At 70.4% G+C, this 18,308-nt stretch carries 18 protein-coding genes; 10 read left to right on the top strand and 8 right to left on the bottom strand.

Annotated features, from left to right (window positions below):
* The first annotated feature begins 26 nt into the window (after window positions 1–26).
* Both BLS25_RS03625 and BLS25_RS03620 read left to right on the top strand, forming a co-directional pair.
* Window positions 27–653 carry a hypothetical protein gene (locus BLS25_RS03625; protein ID WP_256335526.1) on the top strand — a complete coding sequence of 209 codons (627 nt, stop codon included), beginning with the start codon at window positions 27–29 and terminating at the stop codon, window positions 651–653.
* Between the two features lie 59 nt (window positions 654–712).
* Window positions 713–2,071 (top strand): COG1470 family protein, encoded by a 1,359-nt coding sequence (locus BLS25_RS03620; RefSeq protein ID WP_074694471.1) that lies wholly within the window; start codon window positions 713–715, stop codon window positions 2,069–2,071.
* A 14-nt stretch (window positions 2,072–2,085) separates the two neighbouring features.
* On the opposite strand, the gene BLS25_RS03615 is transcribed toward BLS25_RS03620, so the two are convergent.
* The 6 genes from BLS25_RS03615 to BLS25_RS03590 form a co-directional block, all read right to left on the bottom strand.
* Window positions 2,086–4,023: a YhgE/Pip domain-containing protein gene (locus BLS25_RS03615; protein WP_074694470.1), complete on the bottom strand. Its 1,938-nt coding sequence runs from the start codon at window positions 4,021–4,023 to the stop codon at window positions 2,086–2,088.
* Window positions 4,020–4,634, bottom strand: coding sequence for a hypothetical protein (locus tag BLS25_RS03610; RefSeq protein ID WP_056225196.1), 615 nt, complete (start codon window positions 4,632–4,634; stop codon window positions 4,020–4,022). Before BLS25_RS03610 ends, BLS25_RS03615 begins: the two co-directional genes overlap by 4 nt.
* Window positions 4,631–5,236 (bottom strand): TetR/AcrR family transcriptional regulator, encoded by a 606-nt coding sequence (locus tag BLS25_RS03605; protein WP_056225198.1) that lies wholly within the window; start codon window positions 5,234–5,236, stop codon window positions 4,631–4,633. The genes BLS25_RS03610 and BLS25_RS03605 overlap by 4 nt, the downstream gene beginning before the upstream one ends.
* 202 nt (window positions 5,237–5,438) lie before the next feature.
* Window positions 5,439–6,881: an argininosuccinate synthase gene (gene argG / locus BLS25_RS03600; protein ID WP_074694469.1), complete on the bottom strand. Its 1,443-nt coding sequence runs from the start codon at window positions 6,879–6,881 to the stop codon at window positions 5,439–5,441.
* Window positions 6,882–6,960: 79 nt separating this feature from the next.
* A complete protein-coding gene (locus BLS25_RS03595; protein ID WP_256335525.1) occupies window positions 6,961–7,638 on the bottom strand; it encodes a peptidylprolyl isomerase in 678 nt (225 codons plus the stop codon).
* A gap of 32 nt (window positions 7,639–7,670) precedes the next feature.
* Window positions 7,671–8,396 (bottom strand): Pr6Pr family membrane protein, encoded by a 726-nt coding sequence (locus BLS25_RS03590; RefSeq protein ID WP_056225206.1) that lies wholly within the window; start codon window positions 8,394–8,396, stop codon window positions 7,671–7,673.
* A 104-nt stretch (window positions 8,397–8,500) separates the two neighbouring features.
* Here BLS25_RS03590 and BLS25_RS03585 point away from each other — a divergent pair, with 104 nt between their 5' ends.
* The 3 genes from BLS25_RS03585 to BLS25_RS03575 all read left to right on the top strand — a co-directional run bounded on the left by BLS25_RS03585 (window position 8,501) and on the right by BLS25_RS03575 (window position 11,848).
* On the top strand, window positions 8,501–9,286 hold the full coding sequence (locus BLS25_RS03585; protein WP_074694467.1) for a hypothetical protein: 786 nt from the start codon (window positions 8,501–8,503) through the stop codon (window positions 9,284–9,286).
* Between the two features lie 73 nt (window positions 9,287–9,359).
* On the top strand, window positions 9,360–10,646 hold the full coding sequence (locus BLS25_RS03580) for an adenylosuccinate synthase (protein WP_056225212.1): 1,287 nt from the start codon (window positions 9,360–9,362) through the stop codon (window positions 10,644–10,646).
* Window positions 10,646–11,848, top strand: coding sequence for a lactonase family protein (locus BLS25_RS03575; RefSeq protein WP_056225215.1), 1,203 nt, complete (start codon window positions 10,646–10,648; stop codon window positions 11,846–11,848). Before BLS25_RS03580 ends, BLS25_RS03575 begins: the two co-directional genes overlap by 1 nt.
* Window positions 11,849–11,861: 13 nt before the next feature.
* On the opposite strand, the gene BLS25_RS03570 is transcribed toward BLS25_RS03575, so the two are convergent.
* A complete protein-coding gene (locus tag BLS25_RS03570; protein WP_074694466.1) occupies window positions 11,862–12,986 on the bottom strand; it encodes an AI-2E family transporter in 1,125 nt (374 codons plus the stop codon).
* 80 nt (window positions 12,987–13,066) lie between these two features.
* Here BLS25_RS03570 and BLS25_RS03565 point away from each other — a divergent pair, with 80 nt between their 5' ends.
* From BLS25_RS03565 to BLS25_RS03550, 4 genes are all read left to right on the top strand, one after another.
* The gene (locus BLS25_RS03565; protein ID WP_074694465.1) at window positions 13,067–13,372 is read left to right on the top strand and encodes a chorismate mutase; all 306 of its coding nucleotides are present in this window, start codon (window positions 13,067–13,069) and stop codon (window positions 13,370–13,372) included.
* A gap of 386 nt (window positions 13,373–13,758) precedes the next feature.
* Window positions 13,759–15,093, top strand: a complete 1,335-nt coding sequence (locus tag BLS25_RS03560; protein WP_074694464.1) for a quaternary amine ABC transporter ATP-binding protein — start codon at window positions 13,759–13,761, stop codon at window positions 15,091–15,093.
* On the top strand, window positions 15,093–16,097 hold the full coding sequence (locus BLS25_RS03555) for an ABC transporter permease (protein ID WP_074694463.1): 1,005 nt from the start codon (window positions 15,093–15,095) through the stop codon (window positions 16,095–16,097). The genes BLS25_RS03560 and BLS25_RS03555 overlap by 1 nt, the downstream gene beginning before the upstream one ends.
* A 133-nt stretch (window positions 16,098–16,230) precedes the next feature.
* Window positions 16,231–17,136 carry a glycine betaine ABC transporter substrate-binding protein gene (locus BLS25_RS03550; RefSeq protein ID WP_074694462.1) on the top strand — a complete coding sequence of 302 codons (906 nt, stop codon included), beginning with the start codon at window positions 16,231–16,233 and terminating at the stop codon, window positions 17,134–17,136.
* Window positions 17,137–17,189: 53 nt separating this feature from the next.
* On the opposite strand, the gene BLS25_RS03545 is transcribed toward BLS25_RS03550, so the two are convergent.
* A complete protein-coding gene (locus tag BLS25_RS03545; RefSeq protein ID WP_074694461.1) occupies window positions 17,190–17,921 on the bottom strand; it encodes a YqjF family protein in 732 nt (243 codons plus the stop codon).
* A gap of 80 nt (window positions 17,922–18,001) precedes the next feature.
* On the opposite strand from BLS25_RS03545, the gene BLS25_RS03540 reads away from it, so the two are divergent.
* Window positions 18,002–18,229, top strand: coding sequence for a DUF3253 domain-containing protein (locus BLS25_RS03540; protein ID WP_256335524.1), 228 nt, complete (start codon window positions 18,002–18,004; stop codon window positions 18,227–18,229).
* Window positions 18,230–18,308: the final 79 nt, after the last annotated feature.

The following is an 18,308-nucleotide window of genomic DNA, read 5'->3' as shown; positions in this document are numbered from 1 at the left end:
TTCACCCCACTCGAAGGGACATGCCCATGAGGATTCACCTCGCTGTCGGCGTCGGCGCGCTGACGGCAACCCTGCTCGTCTGCGGCGGATCGGCCATCGCGGTGGCCGTCGAACCAGGCGGGAGCAGCGACGTCGGAGTCGACGTCGACATCACCCGCGTCACGACCCCGGGAGCGCTCGTCATGACCGTGGCTCCCGGTCGCGCGACCCTCGCGGAGGACGGGTCGACCGACACGGTGCGTCGCTTCACCGGCTCGCTGCCTCAGGTGACCGTCACCGACACGCGGGACTCCGCGCAGCTGGCGACGAGCTCCGGGTGGTACGTGCTCGGCAGTGCGAGCGCGTTCACCGGGGCCGGCGGCGCCAGCATCGGTGCCGATCACCTGGGGTGGAGCCCCAAGCTGGTGACCGGCGATGCCGATGCGGTCTCCATCGGCGGTGACGTCGGAACGTCTCTCGACGAGAGCACCGGCGCAAACGCCAACACCAACCGCGGGCTCGTCGACAAGGAGCTGCTGGCGCTCGGCGACCCGCAGTCGCTGCCCGACGGGGGAGTGACTTCGACGGCGACGGCTGACCTCACGCTCAAGGTCGAGTCCACCGTGCCCGCGGGCGCGTACTCGTCGGTCATCACCCTCTCCCTGTTCGAATGATGCATCGAAGCGGCGCGCCAGCTCTGCGTGCGGGCGCGCCGTTTCGCGAAGGATCTCTGATGCGCTCTCTTCTCACGGCGACGACCGCTATGTCCGTGCTCGCCGCCGCGCTGTTCCTGAACCTCGCGCCGCCCGCCGCGGCAGCGACCCCGGCCCCTTCGCCCACCGCGGCGGCGTCCGCGGCGCCCGTAGGAGCCGACTCCGCGGTCCTCGCCGCCGTCAGTTGGTCGGTCGAGCCCGCCGGAGAGGACGGCGAGCCCACAGGGAAGCCGTGGGCTGAATACACCCTCGACCCCGGTGAGCGGGTCGAGGGATACATGCGCGTCACAAACCGCGGGGGTCAGCGGGCGACGTTCGCGCTGTCGGCCGCCGATGGGTATTTCACCGATTCGGGTCGATTCTCCATGCTCCCCGCCGACAAGACGTCGGTCGACGCGGGAACGTGGATTACCCTGGCCGATTCGGTCTCGATCGACCCGAGCGCGAGCGCCGTCGTCCCGTTCGTGCTCGCCGTGCCCGCGCACGCCACGCCGGGCGACCATCTGGCCGGAGTGGCAGCGGGTGTGTATTCCGAGCGAGAGCGCGTCGCCGTCGAATCTCGTATCGGGTTCCGCGTCATGACGCGGGTCGGCGGCCAGCTGGCTCCCGCCGTCGCCTCTACCGTGAGCGCCGACTACGCCTCCTCGTGGAATCCATTTCTACCCGGACGCCTCACGGTCGTGAGCACCACGACGAACAGCGGCAACACGCGCCTCGCGGTCAGACAGTCCGTTGCCGCCGCAGGACCGTTCGGCGTCGCTTCTCAGTCCGCGCCAGATCGACCCTTGCCCGAGATGGCCCCCGGCGATGTGCGCGAGACAACGACCGTCATCGACGACGTGTGGCCCATCTTCGCGACGACGGCCCTCGTACGAACCTCGGCGACCGATGCGAGCGAGACGGCCGGAGCCGAGTCGCAGGCGATCGTCGCCACTGTTCCGTGGAGTCAGTTGGTCGTGCTCGCGGCCATCGCGATCCTGGTCTTCTTCGCGCACCGGGATCGCCTCCGGCGCCGGCGCCGGTGGGAGCAGAAGGTCGAGCAGGCGCGACGCGAGGGTCTCCACGCGGCTCAGCTCGGCGCGGCGCTGACGCTCCTCGTGGCGTGGGGACTCGGGATGCCGCTGATGCTGGCCTCACCGGCGGAGGCGTCCGTGATCGTCGATGTCGACATCACGCCGCGGCCGACGGCAACACCCGCAAGCGTGACGGGCCCCGACGTGGTCGCTACGCTCGCGAAGACCGGGACCGCGGCGCCGGAGATGCTGATGGTCGGCGGAGCGGGGGTGGTCCTGGTCGGCGGCGCGCTCGTGCTCCTCCACACCGCGAGAGGACGACGTCGCGCGGACCCCGCCGCCGAGGTGCGACGACAAGGGGCGTGACTTGAGGTCGTTGCTCAGCCGATCAGGCTCGGCTGCAGGTCGCGCAGGGTGCGGTGGTGCGTCATGCGCGTCACGCCGATCGCCGCGACCAGCACGCCGCCGACCATCCACGCACCCAGCACCAACAGGTCCTGACCGACCCTCGAGACGTCTCCGCCGTACATGACCTGGCGCATGGCATCCACCACGTAACCCATGGGCAGCACGTGGTGCAGCGCCGCGAGGGGCCCGGGCAGGGTCTGCCACGGGAAGGTGCCCCCGGCGGTGACGAGCTGGAGCACCATCAGCACGAGGCCGAGGAACTGACCCACCGACCCGAGCCAGACGTTCAGCGCGAGGACGATCGCCGCGTACGTCGCCGAGGCGAAGAGCAGGATGCCGAGCGCTGCCCACGGGTTCGCGAACGAGAACTGCAGCGCGAACGCGAGGATCGTGAACAGCCCCACCATCTGCAGGGCCCCCAGGCCCGCGGGCGTGAGCCACCCGGCGAGGGTGACGCGGAAGGGCGAGCGCAGCGCCGTCACGGCGCGCTTCGACACCGGCTTGACGATGAGGAACAGCGCGTAAATGCCGATCCATCCGGCCAGCGCGGCGAAGAACGGGGCCAGCCCCGCGCCGTAGTTCTGCGCCTTCGTGACCGAACTCGTGCCCACGGCGACGGGGTCCGAGATGGCCGAGGCCTGCGCCTGGCGCGTGGCGTCGTCGGAGTCGGGGATCTGCTGGACGCCCGCGCTGAGACCGTCGCGCAGCTGGGTGGCGCCGGTCGAGAGCTGCCCGATGCCGTCATCCAGCTGGGTCGCTCCGTCGCGCAGCTGAGCGGATCCGTCGCGGAGCTGGGAGGCCCCGGATGCCGCGGTGGCGGCGCCGTCGGCGAGGGCCGATGCGCCATCGGCCGCGGTGGCGGCGCCGGTGGCCAGGGCGGCGCTTCCCGAGGCGACCTGGCGGGCGCCGTCGTCGAGCTGATCGATCTGCTTCACCGTGTCCTGCACGCGCGAGTTCGCGGTCGTGAGGCGCTCGCCCACCGGGTCGAGGCGCGAGAGGATCTCGTCGATGCGGGACTGGTCGAGTCCGGAGTCGGCCAGCGCCTTCGCGATGTCCGTTCGGGCCTGCGGTAGCTGCGATGCGGCATCGCCCGCGACCGAGCCCACCTGACGGGCCGCGGCGTCGAGGCGGTCCACGCCACCGGCGACCTGCTGGGCGCCGTCAGCCACACGGGCCGAGCCGTCGCGGAGCTGAGCGGTTCCGTCGCGCAATTGATCGGCGCCCGCCGCCAGTCGCGCGTTGCCGTCGGCGAGGGTCGCGGCGCCGTCGGCGAGGGTGGTCGAGCCGCTCGCGAGCTGCGACGACCCGTTCTTCGCGGTCGCGAGGCCGTCGACGAGCTGGGTCGCCCCGTTCGTGGCATCCACGAGCTTCACGCGGATGGTGTGCAGGGCGTCGAGAAGCGACAGACCCGCCTCGTTGACGACCTTCTTCGCCACCGACTCCTGGATCTTCGCCACCGCCTGCGTGCCGATCGTCGAGGCGAGGTAGTTGTTCGCGTCGTTTGTACGCAGCTCGATGTCGGCCTGGCGAGGAGCGTTGCTCGACAGCGTCGCGACGGCCTCGGAGAAGTCGGCCGGCAGCGTCACGATGAAGTCGAAGTCGCCCGCCTGCAGACCGGCGTCGGCCTGGTCGGACGAGACCCGGTGCCACTCGAAGGTGTCGCTGTCGAGCAGCTGCTCAGCGGCTTCGTCGCCGAGGTTGCGTTGCTGACCGTTCACGTCGGCGCCCTGGTCGTCGACCACGAGAGCGACCGGCACGCTCGAGAGGTTGCCGTAGGGGTCCTGGTTGGCCCAGAGGTACAGGCCGCCGTACAGGATCGGCACGGCGAGCAGCGCGATCAACGCGATCACCGACATGCGCGTCGAAGTGAGTCGGCGCAGTTCGGCCGTGATCATCTGCGGGATCTTCATCGGGCGGCCTCCACCGTCTCGTCGAGGGCGTCGATCGTCGTCTTCGACGCGTGGCCGGCGATCACCAGCACCGCGTAGCCGCGCTCGGCGAACTCCTGCGCGATCCGCCACCAGGCGAGGGGTTCTCCGCCGTGGCGATCGGGGGCGACCAGGACGAGCCCCTCGACGTCCTTTCGGAGCGCCGCGAGCTCGAGCAGCAGACGCACGCGGGCGGCCGGCTCGACGTTGCCGATCGCCGTGGTGGCGAGCGACTCGAGCCCGACGCCCTCGAGCCACCGCGCGGCGGCGAACGGGTTGGGGGCGTGTCCGGCGAACATCAGCTCTTCGGCGACGACACCGGTCACGGTGACGTTCGACTCGGGTTCCGACACCACGGGGGCGTCCACGAGGGCGACACGTCGGCGGATGGCCGACGCGTCGGCGCGACCGTCGATCGTGACCGTTCCGCTGTCGACTTTCATGCGACCGGATGCCACCAGGCCCAGCACCGTGGGACGCTGCTCGGTTTCGGCGACCACCAGGGTCGCGCCGCCGGTTTCATACGCGGTGGACGTCTCGGGCAGGGCGCTCTGCGCGCGACCCTTGGCGACGGCGGTCAGGACGATTCTCACTGCGCCTCCAGGTCGGGGTGCTGTTCCAGCAGGGCGCGCGCTTCGATCCACGACAGGCCGGCGATGCTCAGAACCGCGCACACCGCGATCGAGCGGGCCGTCGAGGAGCCGGCATCCACTCGGGCGACGACCATGCGGCCGGTCTCTTCGAGCAGGCGGGCGAGGGTCGGCGCGGGAAGGTCCGTCCGCAGCTCTCCCGCTTCTTGCCCGCGGCGCACGATCTGGTCGATACGGCGGCGGAGCGGGGCGAGCGCGTCGGAGGTCTCGGCGAGGTGCGCGTCGTCGAGAGCGAGGGCGGCGGCGGCCTGCACGTGGGCGGCTTCGCGCCAGAGTTCGGATGCCAGGCGGGCGAGCGCGACGCGGGAGTCCTGGTCGTCGACGCGGGCGGCGATGGCGTTGAAGCGGGTCGCTCCGGCGGCGATGACCTCGCGGACGATGGCGTTGCGGTCGTCGAAGTGGCCGTAGAGGGCGCGGCGCGAGAGGCCGGCGCGGCGGGCGATCGTGTCGATCGAGGCGCGCGGGTCGTGGCCGATGGCCGCGGTCGCGGCGTCGAGGATGCCGGCGCGGTTCTCGACGGCGTCGCGGCGGGTGGGGGTACTCACGGGTGACCAGTGTACGCCGAAAGTGCACGCTCGTGTGCAACTTACTGCCACCGCGTCAGCGTCCCCGCGCGTGAGGGGTCACGTTTTGTCGCCTGGCGTCGTCGTCGGCGACAATTTCCGACCCCTCACGCAACGCGCCCCCCTGACACGAAAGAGCCCGCGGTGCCGGAGGGGCACCGCGGGCTCTTTCCGAGAGGAAGCGTCAGTCAGTGCCGGCGTCGAACGCGGCGCCCTCGCCCGCGGCATCCGTCGCGTCGGCGAGGCGCTCGCCGGCCGCGTCGAGCGGCGAGGCCGACTCGATGATGTCCTGCGCGCCACCGGCGGCCACGTCGCCGACGAGCTCGCCGGTCGGTCCGCCGAGCAGGCCCATCGCGGCGTACTGCTCGAGGCGTGCGCGCGAGTCGGCGATGTCGAGATTGCGCATGGTGAGCTGACCGATGCGGTCGACCGGGCCGAACGCGGCGTCGCCCACGCGCTCCATCGAGAGCTTCTCGGGCGAGTACGACATTCCGGATGCCACGGTGTTCAGGATCGTGTAGTCCTCACCGCGGCGCAGGCGCACGGTGACCGACCCGGTGATGGTCGACCCGACCCACTTCTGGATCGACTCGCGCAGCATGAGCGACTGCGGCTCGAGCCAGCGGCCCTCGTACATGAGGCGACCGAGGCGGCGGCCCTGCTCGTGGTACGTGGCGAGGGTGTCTTCGTTCAGGATGCTGTTGACCAGGCGCTCGTAGGTCAGGAACAGCAGGGCCATGCCCGGGGCCTCGTAGACGCCGCGCGACTTGGCCTCGATGATGCGGTTCTCGATCTGGTCGCTCATGCCCAGGCCGTGACGGCCGCCGATGGTGTTGACCTCGCGCACGAGCTCGACGGGGTCGGCGAATCGCGTGCCGTTGACGGCGACGGGGCGACCGGCCTCGAACTCGACGGTGACGTCTTCGGTCTCGATCTCGACCTCGGGGTCCCAGAAGCGCACGCCCATGATGGGCTCGACGATCTCGAGCGAGACGTCGAGGTGCTCGAGGGTCTTGGCCTCGTGCGTGGCGCCCCAGATGTTGGCATCCGTCGAGTACGCCTTCTCGACGCTGTCGCGGTAGGGGAAGTCGTGCGCGACGAGCCACTCGCTCATCTCTTTGCGCCCGCCCAGCTCGGTGACGAAGTCGGCGTCGAGCCAGGGCTTGTAGATGCGCAGCGCGGGGTTGGCGAGCAGGCCGTAGCGGTAGAACCGCTCGATGTCGTTGCCCTTGTAGGTGGAGCCGTCGCCCCAGATGTCGACGCCGTCTTCTTTCATCGCGCGCACGAGCAGGGTGCCGGTGACGGCGCGGCCCAGCGGCGTGGTGTTGAAGTAGGTGCGTCCGCCCGAGCGGATGTGGAACGCGCCACACGCGAGGGCGACGAAGCCCTCTTCGACGAGCGCCGTCTTGCAGTCGACGAGGCGCGAGACCTCGGCGCCGTACTGCGTCGCGCGGCCCGGGATCGACGCGATGTCGTCTTCGTCGTACTGCCCGAGGTCGCCCGTGTAGGTGCAGGGGACGGCGCCCTTGTCGCGCATCCACGCGACGGCCACCGAGGTGTCGAGACCACCCGAGAAGGCGATGCCGACGCGCTCGCCGACGGGAAGGGACTGCAAGACCTTGGACATGCCCTCGATTCTAGAGCGGAGGGATGCCGAGCCCCGACTCCGGGGGAGGATCGGGCGCCCAAAGCGATGATGAGGAGCGTCAGCCGATCGTCACGGCGCTGATCGTCACCGGGGTGGCGGGGGCGCCGTCGGTCGAGCCGCCGGCCGTACCCGCCGCGGCGATGTTCTTCACGACCTGCAGCCCCTCGGGCGACATCGTGCCGAACACCGTGTAGTCCGGGGGCAGCTGGGAGTCGGAGTACACCAGGAAGAACTGCGAGCCGTTCGTGCCGGGGCCCGCGTTCGCCATCGCGACCGTGCCCGCGGGGTAGGTCTCGCTGCCGTCGAGCTCGTCGGCGAAGCGGTACCCGGGGCCACCGCGGCCCGTGCCGGTCGGGTCACCGCACTGCAGGACGAAGATGCCCTGGGTGGTGAGGCGGTGGCACTCGGTGTTGCTGAAGTACTGCTGCTGGGCCAGCGAGACGAAGCTCTCGACCGTGCAGGGGGTGCGCTCGCCGCTGAGGGTCATCGGGATCGCCCCGGCCGAGGTCTCGAGCGTCGCGTCGACGGTGCCCGTGGGACGCTCGGTGCCCGCCGACGGGGGAGTCACGTCGACGGACGGCTGTCCCGAGGCGGGGTACGAGCACTCGCCCGAGGCGGTGCTCGCGCTCGATGCGCTCGCCGCGGGGGCGGGGGCGGACGACGTGCCACCGGCGCAGCCGGCGAGCAGGAGCAGGGTGGAAGCGGCGAGGGCCGCAGACATCAGTCGAGTGCGCACGGGTTCCAGGGTAGGGCGTCGACGTCGACTCGTCAGGGCCGTGCGCGCGTCGCGGGCGTCGGGTCGATCGGCATCCGGATGCCACGTGCCCGACCGATCGCGACGACACCGACCGCGAGGGCGATGATGGCCACGGCGATGACGACGATGTAGACCGCGACGCTGCCCCACCCGCCGGTGTTCGGGTCGAGGAAGGGGTAGGGGTACCAGAACGGCGCCCCCGTGGTCGGGTTCGTGATCAGGGGCGCGCGCAGGAGCGTGTAGACGATCCACACGATGGGGAAGATCGCCGCGGCGAACGCCGCCGACCAGGGCAAGCGGCGTCGCGTCGGCCCGAGCAGCACGTCGAGCAGGAGGAAGAGCGGACCCCAGACGTGCATGATCTCGTTCGACCAGGGCACGGTCTCGGGCTGGAGGGGGATGCCGCGCAGCAGCAGGTTGTAGACGATGCCGGTCACGATCATGTACGTGGAGACGAAGGCGAGAGCGGTCGCGAGGGCCGGCGGATCGACCTCGACCCGGCGGCCGCGTGCGAAGAACCGCACGCCCAGAAGCACCAGCACGACGGCCGACGAGACGTTGGACAGGATCGTGAAGAAGCTGAAGAAATTCGCGGTCACGGTCGCCACGTCGCGGTCGCGCGCCACCGCCTCGGCCACCGACGACGAGAACTGCGCCCCCACCGCGACGAGGATGAGCACCGCGATCGCCACGCGTGCCGCGTTCCACCCGGTCGTCCACCCGCGCGATGTCTGCATTGCCCCAGGCTAGTGAGTGGCCGCACGCGGGGGCAGGGGTTGCGGCGGGGCGGCCCGCGCGAGCGGGCCGCTAGGGTGGTCGCACCCCGACCCAGGAGTGCGACGTGAGCTACGACATCCACGTGTTCGACCCCGCCGCCGCCCCCATCGGACGAGAGGCGCTGCGGGCATGGCTCGCTGGACCCGCCCGCGACGAGCAGCCCAGCGCGCTCATCACCCGGGCCGTCGGTGTCCTGCAGCAGTTCTACCGGCCCCTGTCCGAGGCCCCTGACACCCTGACGGAGGGGGAGCACTTCGCCGACTACGCCCCCGAGGGTGCGCTCCTGTCCCTCTCCGCGCCGTGGTACGACGCCGAAGACCTCACCGCCGTCGTCCACCGTCTTGCCACGGAGCACGGATGGGGCTTCGACGACGTCAGCGTGACGGACGGAATGCTCTGGCGTCCGGATCCCGCGCGTCAGGTCGATCCCACCCCCCTGGGGGGAGCGAGCCTGACGGTCGAGAACGGGGGAACCCATGCCGATCCGAGCCCCGCGCTGCTGGCGGCGTCGGTCGATTGGATCGCCGACCACCGCGGGCCTGCATTCGCGATCCTCAACCTCGGCGAGGACGACTACGTCCAGTACGCGGGTGGGCGCGACGGTCTCACCGTGGAGAGGCGCACGCCGGCAGCCACCCCGCCCGGGTTCCGGCACACGGTCGCCGCCACCTCGGCCAGCACCGCGGGCGACCTCGTCGATCTCCCGGGCGCGACGCGCTCGTTCCGCGTCCTGCCGAACGAGGTCCTGTCGGCTCCGGATGCCGTGACCCTGGTGCTCGCATCGGCGCAGGGCGCGAGCGTCCCGGCGTCGATCGCCTGGCACGACATCACGAGCACCTTCGGCGCATAGGGCGCGCGCGGGCCGTATCGGACCCGCTCGATAGGATGGGGTGTACCGCCGGAATCAGACGCGAGGAGCGCACATGCCCGGAATCGTGATCGTCGGCGTCCAGTGGGGCGACGAAGGCAAGGGCAAGGCCACCGACTTGCTCGGTGAGCGCACCGACTGGGTGGTGAAGTTCAACGGCGGCAACAACGCCGGGCACACCGTCGTCATCGGAGACGAGAAGTACGCGCTGCACCTGCTGCCCAGCGGCATCCTGTCTCCGGGGGTCACCCCCGTGATCGGCAACGGCGTCGTGGTCGACCTCGAGGTGCTCTTCAACGAGCTCGAGGCCCTCAACGCCCGCGGCCTCGACACGAGCCGCCTCAAGATCAGCGCCAACGCGCACATCATCACGCAGTACCACCGCACGCTCGACAAGGTCACCGAGCGCTTCCTCGGAAAGCGCATGATCGGCACCACCGGTCGCGGCATCGGCCCGGCCTACGCCGACAAGATCAACCGCGTCGGCATCCGCGTGCAGGACCTCTTCGACGAGAACATCCTGCGTCAGAAGGTCGAGGGTGCCCTCGACCAGAAGAACCACCTGCTGGTGAAGATCTTCAACCGCCGCTCCATCACGGCCGACGAGATCGTCGACGACCTGCTCTCGTACGCCGAGCGCGTGCGCCCGATGGTCGCCGACACCTCGCTCCTGCTGAACGACGCGCTCGAGGCCGGCGACGTCGTCGTCTTCGAGGGCGGCCAGGCCACCATGCTCGACGTCGACCACGGCACCTACCCGTTCGTGACGTCGTCGTCGGCGACGGCCGGCGGCGCCTCGACGGGTTCGGGCGTCGGTCCCAACCGTCTCGACCGCATCGTCGGCATCGTCAAGGCGTACACGACGCGCGTCGGCTCGGGTCCCTTCCCGACCGAGCTGTTCGACGAGAGCGGCGACTGGCTGCGCTCGCGCGGCTTCGAGTTCGGCACGACCACCGGACGCCCCCGTCGCGTCGGCTGGTACGACGCGCCCATCACGCGCTACGCGACGCGGATCAACGGCATCACCGACCTCGTGCTGACCAAGCTCGACATCCTCGGCGGGCTCGAGCAGATCCCCGTCTGCGTCGCCTACGACGTCGACGGTGAGCGCTTCGACGACCTGCCCGTCAATCAGACGGACTTCCACCACGCGAAGCCGATCCTCGAGTACTACCCGGGCTGGAGCGAGGACATCTCGACCGCGCGGGCCTTCGAGGACCTGCCGCAGAACGCGCAGGACTACGTGCTCGCGCTCGAGAAGATGAGCGGCACGCGGATCTCGGTCATCGGTGTGGGCCCGGCCCGCGACCAGGTGATCGTGCGCCACGACCTGATCGACTGATGCGGTTCTGGGTCGGCGCCTACGCCCCCGACACCGGGGTGGCCGAGGGCATCGGCATCCTGCAGGCCGGCGAATCCGACTCGCTCGGGGCCGGCGGTCCCCTCGGCATGGTCGCGACCGCCGCCGCCGTGCCGGGCTCCGCCTCGTGGGTGGCCGCGCACCCGTCGAATGACGACATCGTCTACGCCGCTGTCGAGTTCGACGGGACCGTGCAGGCGTTCCGACGGACCGCCGAGACCCGCCTGACATCTCTCGGACCGCCCGTCGAGGCGGGTGGTGCCGTCTGCCACATCGCGGTCGCGTCCGACGCCTCGTTCCTCGTGGCGAGCTGCTGGGGGGACGGCCGGATCGTCCGCATCGCGCTCGACGCCCAGGGTCGGCCGTCGCGCCCGGTCGTCGCCGCCGAGGCCGCGGATCCGCACGGGGCGGCATCGGACGAGGGCACCGTCTCGACCGGCGCCCGGGTCTCGGGCGCGGTGGTGCCCGACCTGGCCGCCGCGGCACGGGCTCTTCGAGACGCAGCCGGGGAGGAGTACTCCCACCTCGTGCCCGCGTACGACGATGTCCCCGTCACCGACGCCGAGTCGGAAGAGGCCGTCGCGGGAGCCCGCGTGTCGCGTGCTCACCAGGCGGTGTTCCTGCCCGGCGGCCTGATCGCGACGACCGACATGGGCTTCGACCTCGTGCGGTTCTGGCGCACGCACGAGGGCGGGCTACGGCTCGCGCAAGAGGTCGCCCTCCCCAAGGGCAGCGGTCCACGCCACGGTCTGTGGCATCCCTCGGGTCATCTCTACGTCGTGACCGAGCTGAGCTGCGAGGTCTTCGTCCTCGCGCCCGACCGCGCGGGACGGTGGCACCTCGTCTCGGGTCAGCCGCTGCTCGGCACCCTCGACACCGACACCGCCGCCGAGCTGTCGAGCAGTCGCGACGGGTCGACGCTGTACGCCGGCGTGCGCGGCAGCGACACCGTGGGCGTGCTCTCGGTGCGCGGGCACGGTGAAGAGCTGCAGCTGCTCGCTCTCGCCGAGACGGGCACCCGTTGGCCGCGACATCACGTCGTCGTCGACGACACCCTGCTCGTCGCGGGTCAGCTGGCGCACGAGATCGTCTCGCTGCCGCTCGATGGCCGCACCGGCATCCCCGGCAAGGTGCGCCACCGCACCCCGTCTCCGTCTCCGACGCGCCTGCTGCCGATGCGCTGAACCGGCTCAGGCGCTACTTCTTGGCATCCTGTCGCGGGATCACGATCTGTTTGACGATCAGCAGCACGGACGCGGTCACGGGGATCGCCACGAGCGCTCCGAGCAGGCCGAGGAGCGTGCCGCCGACCAGCGCGCCGATGACGACGAGAGCGCCGGGCACGGAGATCGTGCGGTTCATCACCCGGGGCGTGAGGATGTATGCCTCGATCTGCATGTAGACGAGGTAGACGATCGCGAAGATCAGGCCGGCGCTCGGGCTGACGATGAGCGTGAAGATCGTCGCGGTCGCCCAGAACAGCACGGACCCGACGAGCGGGATGAGGGTGATGCCGAACGCGAGCGCGGCGAGCAGGGCGGCGAACGGCTGCTGCAGGATGGTCAGCACGATGAACGCGAAGACCGCGTTGCAGAGGGCCAGCACGACCATCCCCGCGAGGTAGCCGCCGACGGAATCGGTGATCTGGCCCGTCATGTCGGCGACGGTCTCCCGGCTGCGGGCGGGGGTGAGGCGCACGAGCGAGTTCTTCATCTTCGGCAGGGATGCCAAGAAGTACAGGCTCAGCACGAGCACGATGATCGCACCCGAGACGAAGGTGCCGATGTTGATCCCGACCTGAAGCAGCCCGCCGCCGATCGCGGCGATGTTGGCGGGGTTGGTGACGAAGCCCTGCACTTCTTTCAGGACGTCGCCCAGGCTGTCGCCGAAGTTGGTCTCGACCCAGCGCACGGCCTCGCTGTCGATGAGGTCGTTCACGAACGTCGGGATGTCGCCGACGAACTGTTCGATCTGGCGCACGACGGGAGGGATGAGCAGCCACAGGGCGCCGGCGAGGATCACCGCGAGCCCGCCGAACACGATGACGATCGACCACGCGCGGGAGAGCCCGCGCCGCACGAGCAGACGCACGAGGGGGTCGAGGGCGAGCGCGATGAACAGTGCGATGGCGATGTAGATCAGCACCGTCGAGAGGTTCGACAGAGCGAGTGCGAGCAGGATCGCCGTGAGTCCGCCCAGGGTGAGGAAGAACCCGGCCGCGTACGGGCGGGCCAGGGCGGACCAGACCGGCTTGTCGCGCGACGTGGTGGCCCCGGCGTCTGCGCCTTCGGCGGTCGGGTCGGGGCGCGTGGATCGGCTCATGCTCACACTGTAGGACTCGCTGAGAGTCGTGCTCGGGCGGCGGCGCCGACCGGTAGGGTCGGAGCGATTGAGGAGGACACATGACCGAGGCCGATCCTTCGACGATTCTGCAGGGGCTCCGCGGCAGCATCGACAACATCGACGCCGCCCTGATCTTCCTGCTGGCGGAACGTTTCCGCTGCACCAAGCAGGTGGGCGTGCTCAAGGCGAAGCACGGGATGCCGGCATCCGACCCCTCTCGTGAGGAACAGCAGATCGCCCGGCTCATGCAGCTCGCCGAGCAGGCCGACCTCGATCCGGCCTTCGCGGAGAAGTGGTTCAACTTCGTCGTGGCCGAGGTCATCCGTCACCACCGCTCCGCCGCCGCGCAGCCGGCCGTCGACTGAGGCGTCGCCGCACCGTTCCCTTCCCGCGCACGGGGTCGGCGACACGCCCGGGCTGACATCGGCGGCGTCGACGGTAGGGGCTGCGGAGCCACCTCACCCACACGCGCACGCGTGCCACACAGCATCCGGGATCGCAAGGTCGTGGGCGATTTGCCAGGGATTCCATCAGCGTGAAACGTTTGTGGAGGCCCGTTCTCGGGCCGCCCACCCGACCAGTCCGCGGTCGCCGGTGACGACTCGGGGGAGTCGACCCGGTGAGCGTACGGTCGGCGGCCTGAGCGCCGGATCCGATATCCGGCGCTGACGCGCTCCACCCCCGGAGAGCGCCGACGGCTGCCACCCGGGCGTGACCGCTGCGGCCACCCGAGGCCGCTGAGGTGCACACAGTGACCCATCCGCCTGCCTCCGCGCCGCCCGCAACCGCGGCGCCCGCTCTCTCCGCCAAGAATCTGTTCAAGGTCTTCGGTCGAGCCCCTCAGGCCGCCGTCGACAAGATCCGCTCCGGTGCCCGACGAGAAGACGTGGCCGACGACGGAACCGCCGCCGTCATCGATGCCAGCTTCGACGTCCAGCCCGGCGAGATCTTCGTCATCATGGGCCTCTCCGGCTCGGGCAAGTCCACCATCATCCGCATGCTCAACGGCCTGCACGAGGCGACCGCCGGCACCGTCGAGGTGAAGGGCGACGCTCTCACCGGCGTCGGCGCCGCGCGCCTGCGGTCCCTGCGCCGCGATCGCCTCGCGATGGTCTTCCAGCACTTCGCGCTCCTCCCGCACCGCACGGTCGCGGCGAACGTCGCGTACCCGCTCGAGCTCCGCGGCGTCGGCAAAACCGAGCGCCTCGCGAAAGCGAACGAGATCCTCGCCCTCGTCGGTCTCGACGGGTGGGGTGACAAGCTCCCCTCGGCCCTCTCGGGCGGCATGCAGCAGCGCGTCGGCATCGCCCGCGCCCTCGCCGCCGACACCGACATCTTGCTGATGGACGAGGCGTTCAGCGCCCTCGATCCGCTCATCCGTCGCGAGATGCAGGAGCAGCTGCTGGAACTCCAGCGCACCCTGAAGAAGACCATCGTCTTCATCACCCACGACCTCAACGAGGCGATGTTCCTCGGCGACCGCATCGCCGTCATGCGCGACGGTCGCATCGTGCAGATCGGCACCCCCGAGGACATCCTCACCGACCCGGCGAACGACTACGTCGAGCAGTTCGTGCAGGACGTCGACCGCGCCCGCGTGCTCACCGCGGGCAACGTCATGGAGCGTGCGCGTCCCCGTGTCGACGCCTCCGCCGGTCCCCGCACCGCGCTCCGTCAGATGCGCGACGCCTACATGTCCGCGGTCTACGTGACCGACCGCGATCGCAAGCCGCTCGGCATCATCACCGATCGGGATGCCATCAAGCTCGTGCGCGCCGGCGAGAACTCGCTGCTCGGCACGCTCAGGCCGCTGCCGCAGAGCGTGGGCGTCGACGACGTCCTGATGAACCTCTTCGTGCCGTCGGTCGAATCGCCCCTTCCCCTCGCCGTCCTCGACGCCGACGGGCGCCTCGCCGGGGTCATCCCCCGCGTGACCCTGCTCGCGGCTCTCGGCCCCGGCCCCACCGCGACCGAGGAGCTCACCGTGCTGCCCCAGCCCCTTCCCTCCGCCGAGATCGACGCGGCCCTCGACGGGACTCCCGCCGATGCCGGGGTCTCGGCATCCGAGACCGAGGGGGTGCGCTGATGGATGGTTTCCGCATTCCGGTCGGATCCTGGGTGGATGCCGGCGTGGACTGGGTCCGCGACAACCTCTCGGGCCTGTTCGACGTCGTCGCCCTGGTCGTGCGTTTTCTCGTCGGCGGGCTCAGCGACGTGCTGCTGGCAGCGCCCATCATCGTGGTCATCGTGGTCGCGGCGGCCCTCGCGTGGCTGCTGCGTTCGTGGAAGCTCGCGCTCGGCACGGTCATCGGCTTCGCGTTGATCCTGGCGATGGGCCAGTGGGTCACCGCGATGCAGACTCTCGCCCTGGTGCTCGTGGCGACCATCGTGGCGGTCGCCATCTCGGTGCCTCTCGGCATCTGGTCGGCTCGCAACCCCACCGTCCGCGCGGTCCTGAAGCCGATCCTCGACTTCATGCAGACGATGCCGGCCTTCGTCTACCTGATCCCGGCGATCACCTTCTTCTCGATCGGCGTCGTTCCCGGTGTCGTCTCGACCGTCATCTTCGCTCTGCCGCCGGGCGTGCGACTGACCGAGCTCGGCATCCGCGGGGTGGACTCCGAGACGGTCGAGGCCGGACACGCGTTCGGTGCGACCCCCGGTCAGATCCTCCGCGGCATCCAGCTGCCGCTCGCGATGCCCACCATCATGGCGGGCGTCAACCAGGTCATCATGCTCGCGCTGTCGATGGCGGTCGTCGCCGGCATCGTCGGGGCGGACGGCCTGGGCAAGGAAGTGGTGCAGTCGATCTCGACCGTCAACCTGCCCAAGGGTGTCGAGGCGGGTCTGAGCGTCGTGGTGCTCGCGGTCTACCTCGACCGGTTGACCGCGGCCCTCGGCAACCGTGCCGACAACCGCGGTTCCCTGCTGGGTCTGCTCTCGCGTCGCCGCGCCGCGCGCTCCGCGACCGCCGCCACGGCCGGACCCACCGCTGCGCCGCACGCCGACACGTCTTCGTCGGATGCCGCGAGCGAGGCCGAGCGCGAGAAGGCCTCGCCGCGTCGAGCGCCGGTGTCGACGGGGCACTGAGTCCCGGCATCCCTCCCTCTTCCGCGTGAGGGGTCGCTTCCGGTCGCTCCGGCTCGCGCCAGGCGACACGAATCGACCCCTCACGCGGGAAGGCACCCACGGAATCACATACGAAAAGGAAGAGAACACAGCAATGAACACGCGACACCTCACCTCTGCCCTCGCCCTCGGCGCCGTGGGCGCCCTCGCCCTCGCCGGCTGCGCCAGCGGGAACCAGGCCGAAGGCGGCAACGGCGGCGGCGGCGACAAGGGCACGATCACGCTCGGCTTCCTGCCCTCGTGGACGGACGGCCTCAGCACGGCGTACCTCCTCGAAGACCAGCTTGAGAAGCTCGGCTACAACGTCGAGATGCAGACGCTCACCGAGGCGGGTCCTCTGTACACGGGCCTCGCCCAGGGCGATGTCGACATCTACCCCTCGGCCTGGCCCGAGCTGACGCACAAGTCGTACATGGACCGCTACGGCGACAAGATCGAAGACCTCGGCGCGTACTACGACAACGCCAAGCTGACCATCGCGGTCCCCAGCTACGTCGACATCGACTCCATTGAACAGCTCAAGGCCAACGCCGCGCGCTTCGACGGCCGCATCTACGGCATCGAGCCGGGCGCAGGCCTGACCACGCAGACGCAGGAGACCATGATGCCCGGCTACGGGCTGGACGGCGACTTCGAGCTCGTCACCTCGTCGACCGCGGCGATGCTCACCGAGCTCGACAACGCCATCGCGGCGCAGAAGGACATCGCCGTCACGCTGTGGCGTCCGTTCTGGGCCAACGACACCTATGACGTCAAGGACCTCGAAGACCCCCAGGGTCTGATGGGCGACCCCGAGGCGCTGCACTTCCTCGGTACGTCCGGCTTCGCCGAGAAGTACCCGGATGCCGCTGAGCTCATCAAGGGGATCCAGCTCGACGACGAGCAGTACGGCTCGCTCGAGGACCTCGTGGTGAACGAGTACGGCGAGGGCCGCGAGGCCGAGGCCGTGGACGCCTGGCTCGAGAAGAACCCCTCGGCGTTCTCGACGCAGCGCGACTGACGCCCCGCTCGATGACGCCTCCTTCGCTTCGCGGCGGAGGGGGCGTTGTCGTGTCAGGCGATCGCGTGCGCGCCCGTGAACCGCGTGATGAAGCCGGGGTGATCGGCTGGCATCGCCAGTACGGAGTCGGGCGTGCGACCGGCGAGTTGGGGGAAGCCGGAGTCGGCGACCAGGTCGTCGTCGAGCACGTCGAGGGCTGCCTCGACGAGGGGCCAGGGCTCGTGTTCGTTGGCGGCCCAGATCGTGCGGCCGAGGTGCCGCTCGTGGAATCCCCAGCGTGCCGTCAAGAACCGCGACAGCGGGGTGTCGACCGTCTCGGTGCCGAGGGTGGCCCGCACGCGGGTTCCCGGATGTCGACCCCCGTGGCGCCGCGACCGGAACTCGATCCGCGCGTCGTCGGTGCGGACCCCCGCGCGCGCCCAGCGGTAGGGGAGTCCGAACAGGGCCTGCGCCGCCAGCACCGGGGCGAGGTGCTCGGCCTCGAGCGTGCGGAAGACAACCCCCCGACGCCCCTCGTCGTCGACGGCGTACGTGCGCACGTTGATCTCGGTGAAGGTGCCCAGCAGGGGCACCGGCGGCAGCGGTAGGAACCGGAACTCGCTCAGCACGAACGGCACCAGCCCCACCCAGGCGGAGCCGTCGTGCACGTCGGGACGCGTACCCCGAGGAAGCAGCGGAGCGACCTCGTCGGGGTCGATGCGCCAATGCACGAAGACCGCTCGGTTCCATCGCTGCGCGATGACGGCGCGTCCGGGGAGGTCGGGGGCGTGTCGCTCGGTGATCACCGGGTCATTCTGGCCCCGTCGCCTCGGCGCGGAGGGACACTGGACAGATGGCCCCGTCATCTGGTGCAGACCCTCGGCTCGTGGCATCCATTCGCGAGCTGCTCGCGGCGCGCGACGCCGGGAAGACGATCTGCCCCTCCGAGGCCGCGCGGGCGGTCGGCGGCGACGACTGGCGCGACCTCATGCAGTCCGCGCGGGACGCGGCGCACTCCTTGGTCGAGCTCGGCGAGGTCGAGGTGACGCAGAAGGGTGAAGTGGTCGACGTGAACACCGCCCGGGGGCCGGTGCGCATCCGTCGGGTGGGCTGAAGGCGCGCGTGTTCAGCCGGTGGACCGGGACTGGGCGTGATTGCGGACGCCACCCGGAGTCGGATCCGGCGGAGCCCAC

The sequence above is a fragment of the Microbacterium testaceum StLB037 genome (assembly GCF_900104345.1).
Lineage (GTDB): Bacteria > Actinomycetota > Actinomycetes > Actinomycetales > Microbacteriaceae > Microbacterium > Microbacterium testaceum_A.
The sequence above is the reverse complement of the archived record's forward strand: the minus strand, read 5'-3'. Positions and strand labels throughout refer to the sequence as shown.

What these genes read in the sequence shown, in the direction of transcription:
- BLS25_RS03625 (WP_256335526.1), top strand. Translation starts at nt 27, where the DNA reads ATGAGGATTCACCTCGCTGTCGGCGTCGGCGCGCTGACGGCAACCCTG.
- BLS25_RS03615 (WP_074694470.1), bottom strand. Translation starts at nt 4,023, where the DNA reads ATGAAGATCCCGCAGATGATCACGGCCGAACTGCGCCGACTCACTTCG.
- BLS25_RS03580 (WP_056225212.1), top strand. Translation starts at nt 9,360, where the DNA reads ATGCCCGGAATCGTGATCGTCGGCGTCCAGTGGGGCGACGAAGGCAAG.
- BLS25_RS03575 (WP_056225215.1), top strand. Translation starts at nt 10,646, where the DNA reads ATGCGGTTCTGGGTCGGCGCCTACGCCCCCGACACCGGGGTGGCCGAG.
- BLS25_RS03570 (WP_074694466.1), bottom strand. Translation starts at nt 12,986, where the DNA reads ATGAGCCGATCCACGCGCCCCGACCCGACCGCCGAAGGCGCAGACGCC.
- BLS25_RS03555 (WP_074694463.1), top strand. Translation starts at nt 15,093, where the DNA reads ATGGATGGTTTCCGCATTCCGGTCGGATCCTGGGTGGATGCCGGCGTG.
- BLS25_RS03590 (WP_056225206.1), bottom strand. Translation starts at nt 8,396, where the DNA reads ATGCAGACATCGCGCGGGTGGACGACCGGGTGGAACGCGGCACGCGTG.
- BLS25_RS03620 (WP_074694471.1), top strand. Translation starts at nt 713, where the DNA reads ATGCGCTCTCTTCTCACGGCGACGACCGCTATGTCCGTGCTCGCCGCC.
- BLS25_RS03565 (WP_074694465.1), top strand. Translation starts at nt 13,067, where the DNA reads ATGACCGAGGCCGATCCTTCGACGATTCTGCAGGGGCTCCGCGGCAGC.
- BLS25_RS03550 (WP_074694462.1), top strand. Translation starts at nt 16,231, where the DNA reads ATGAACACGCGACACCTCACCTCTGCCCTCGCCCTCGGCGCCGTGGGC.
- argG (WP_074694469.1), bottom strand. Translation starts at nt 6,881, where the DNA reads ATGTCCAAGGTCTTGCAGTCCCTTCCCGTCGGCGAGCGCGTCGGCATC.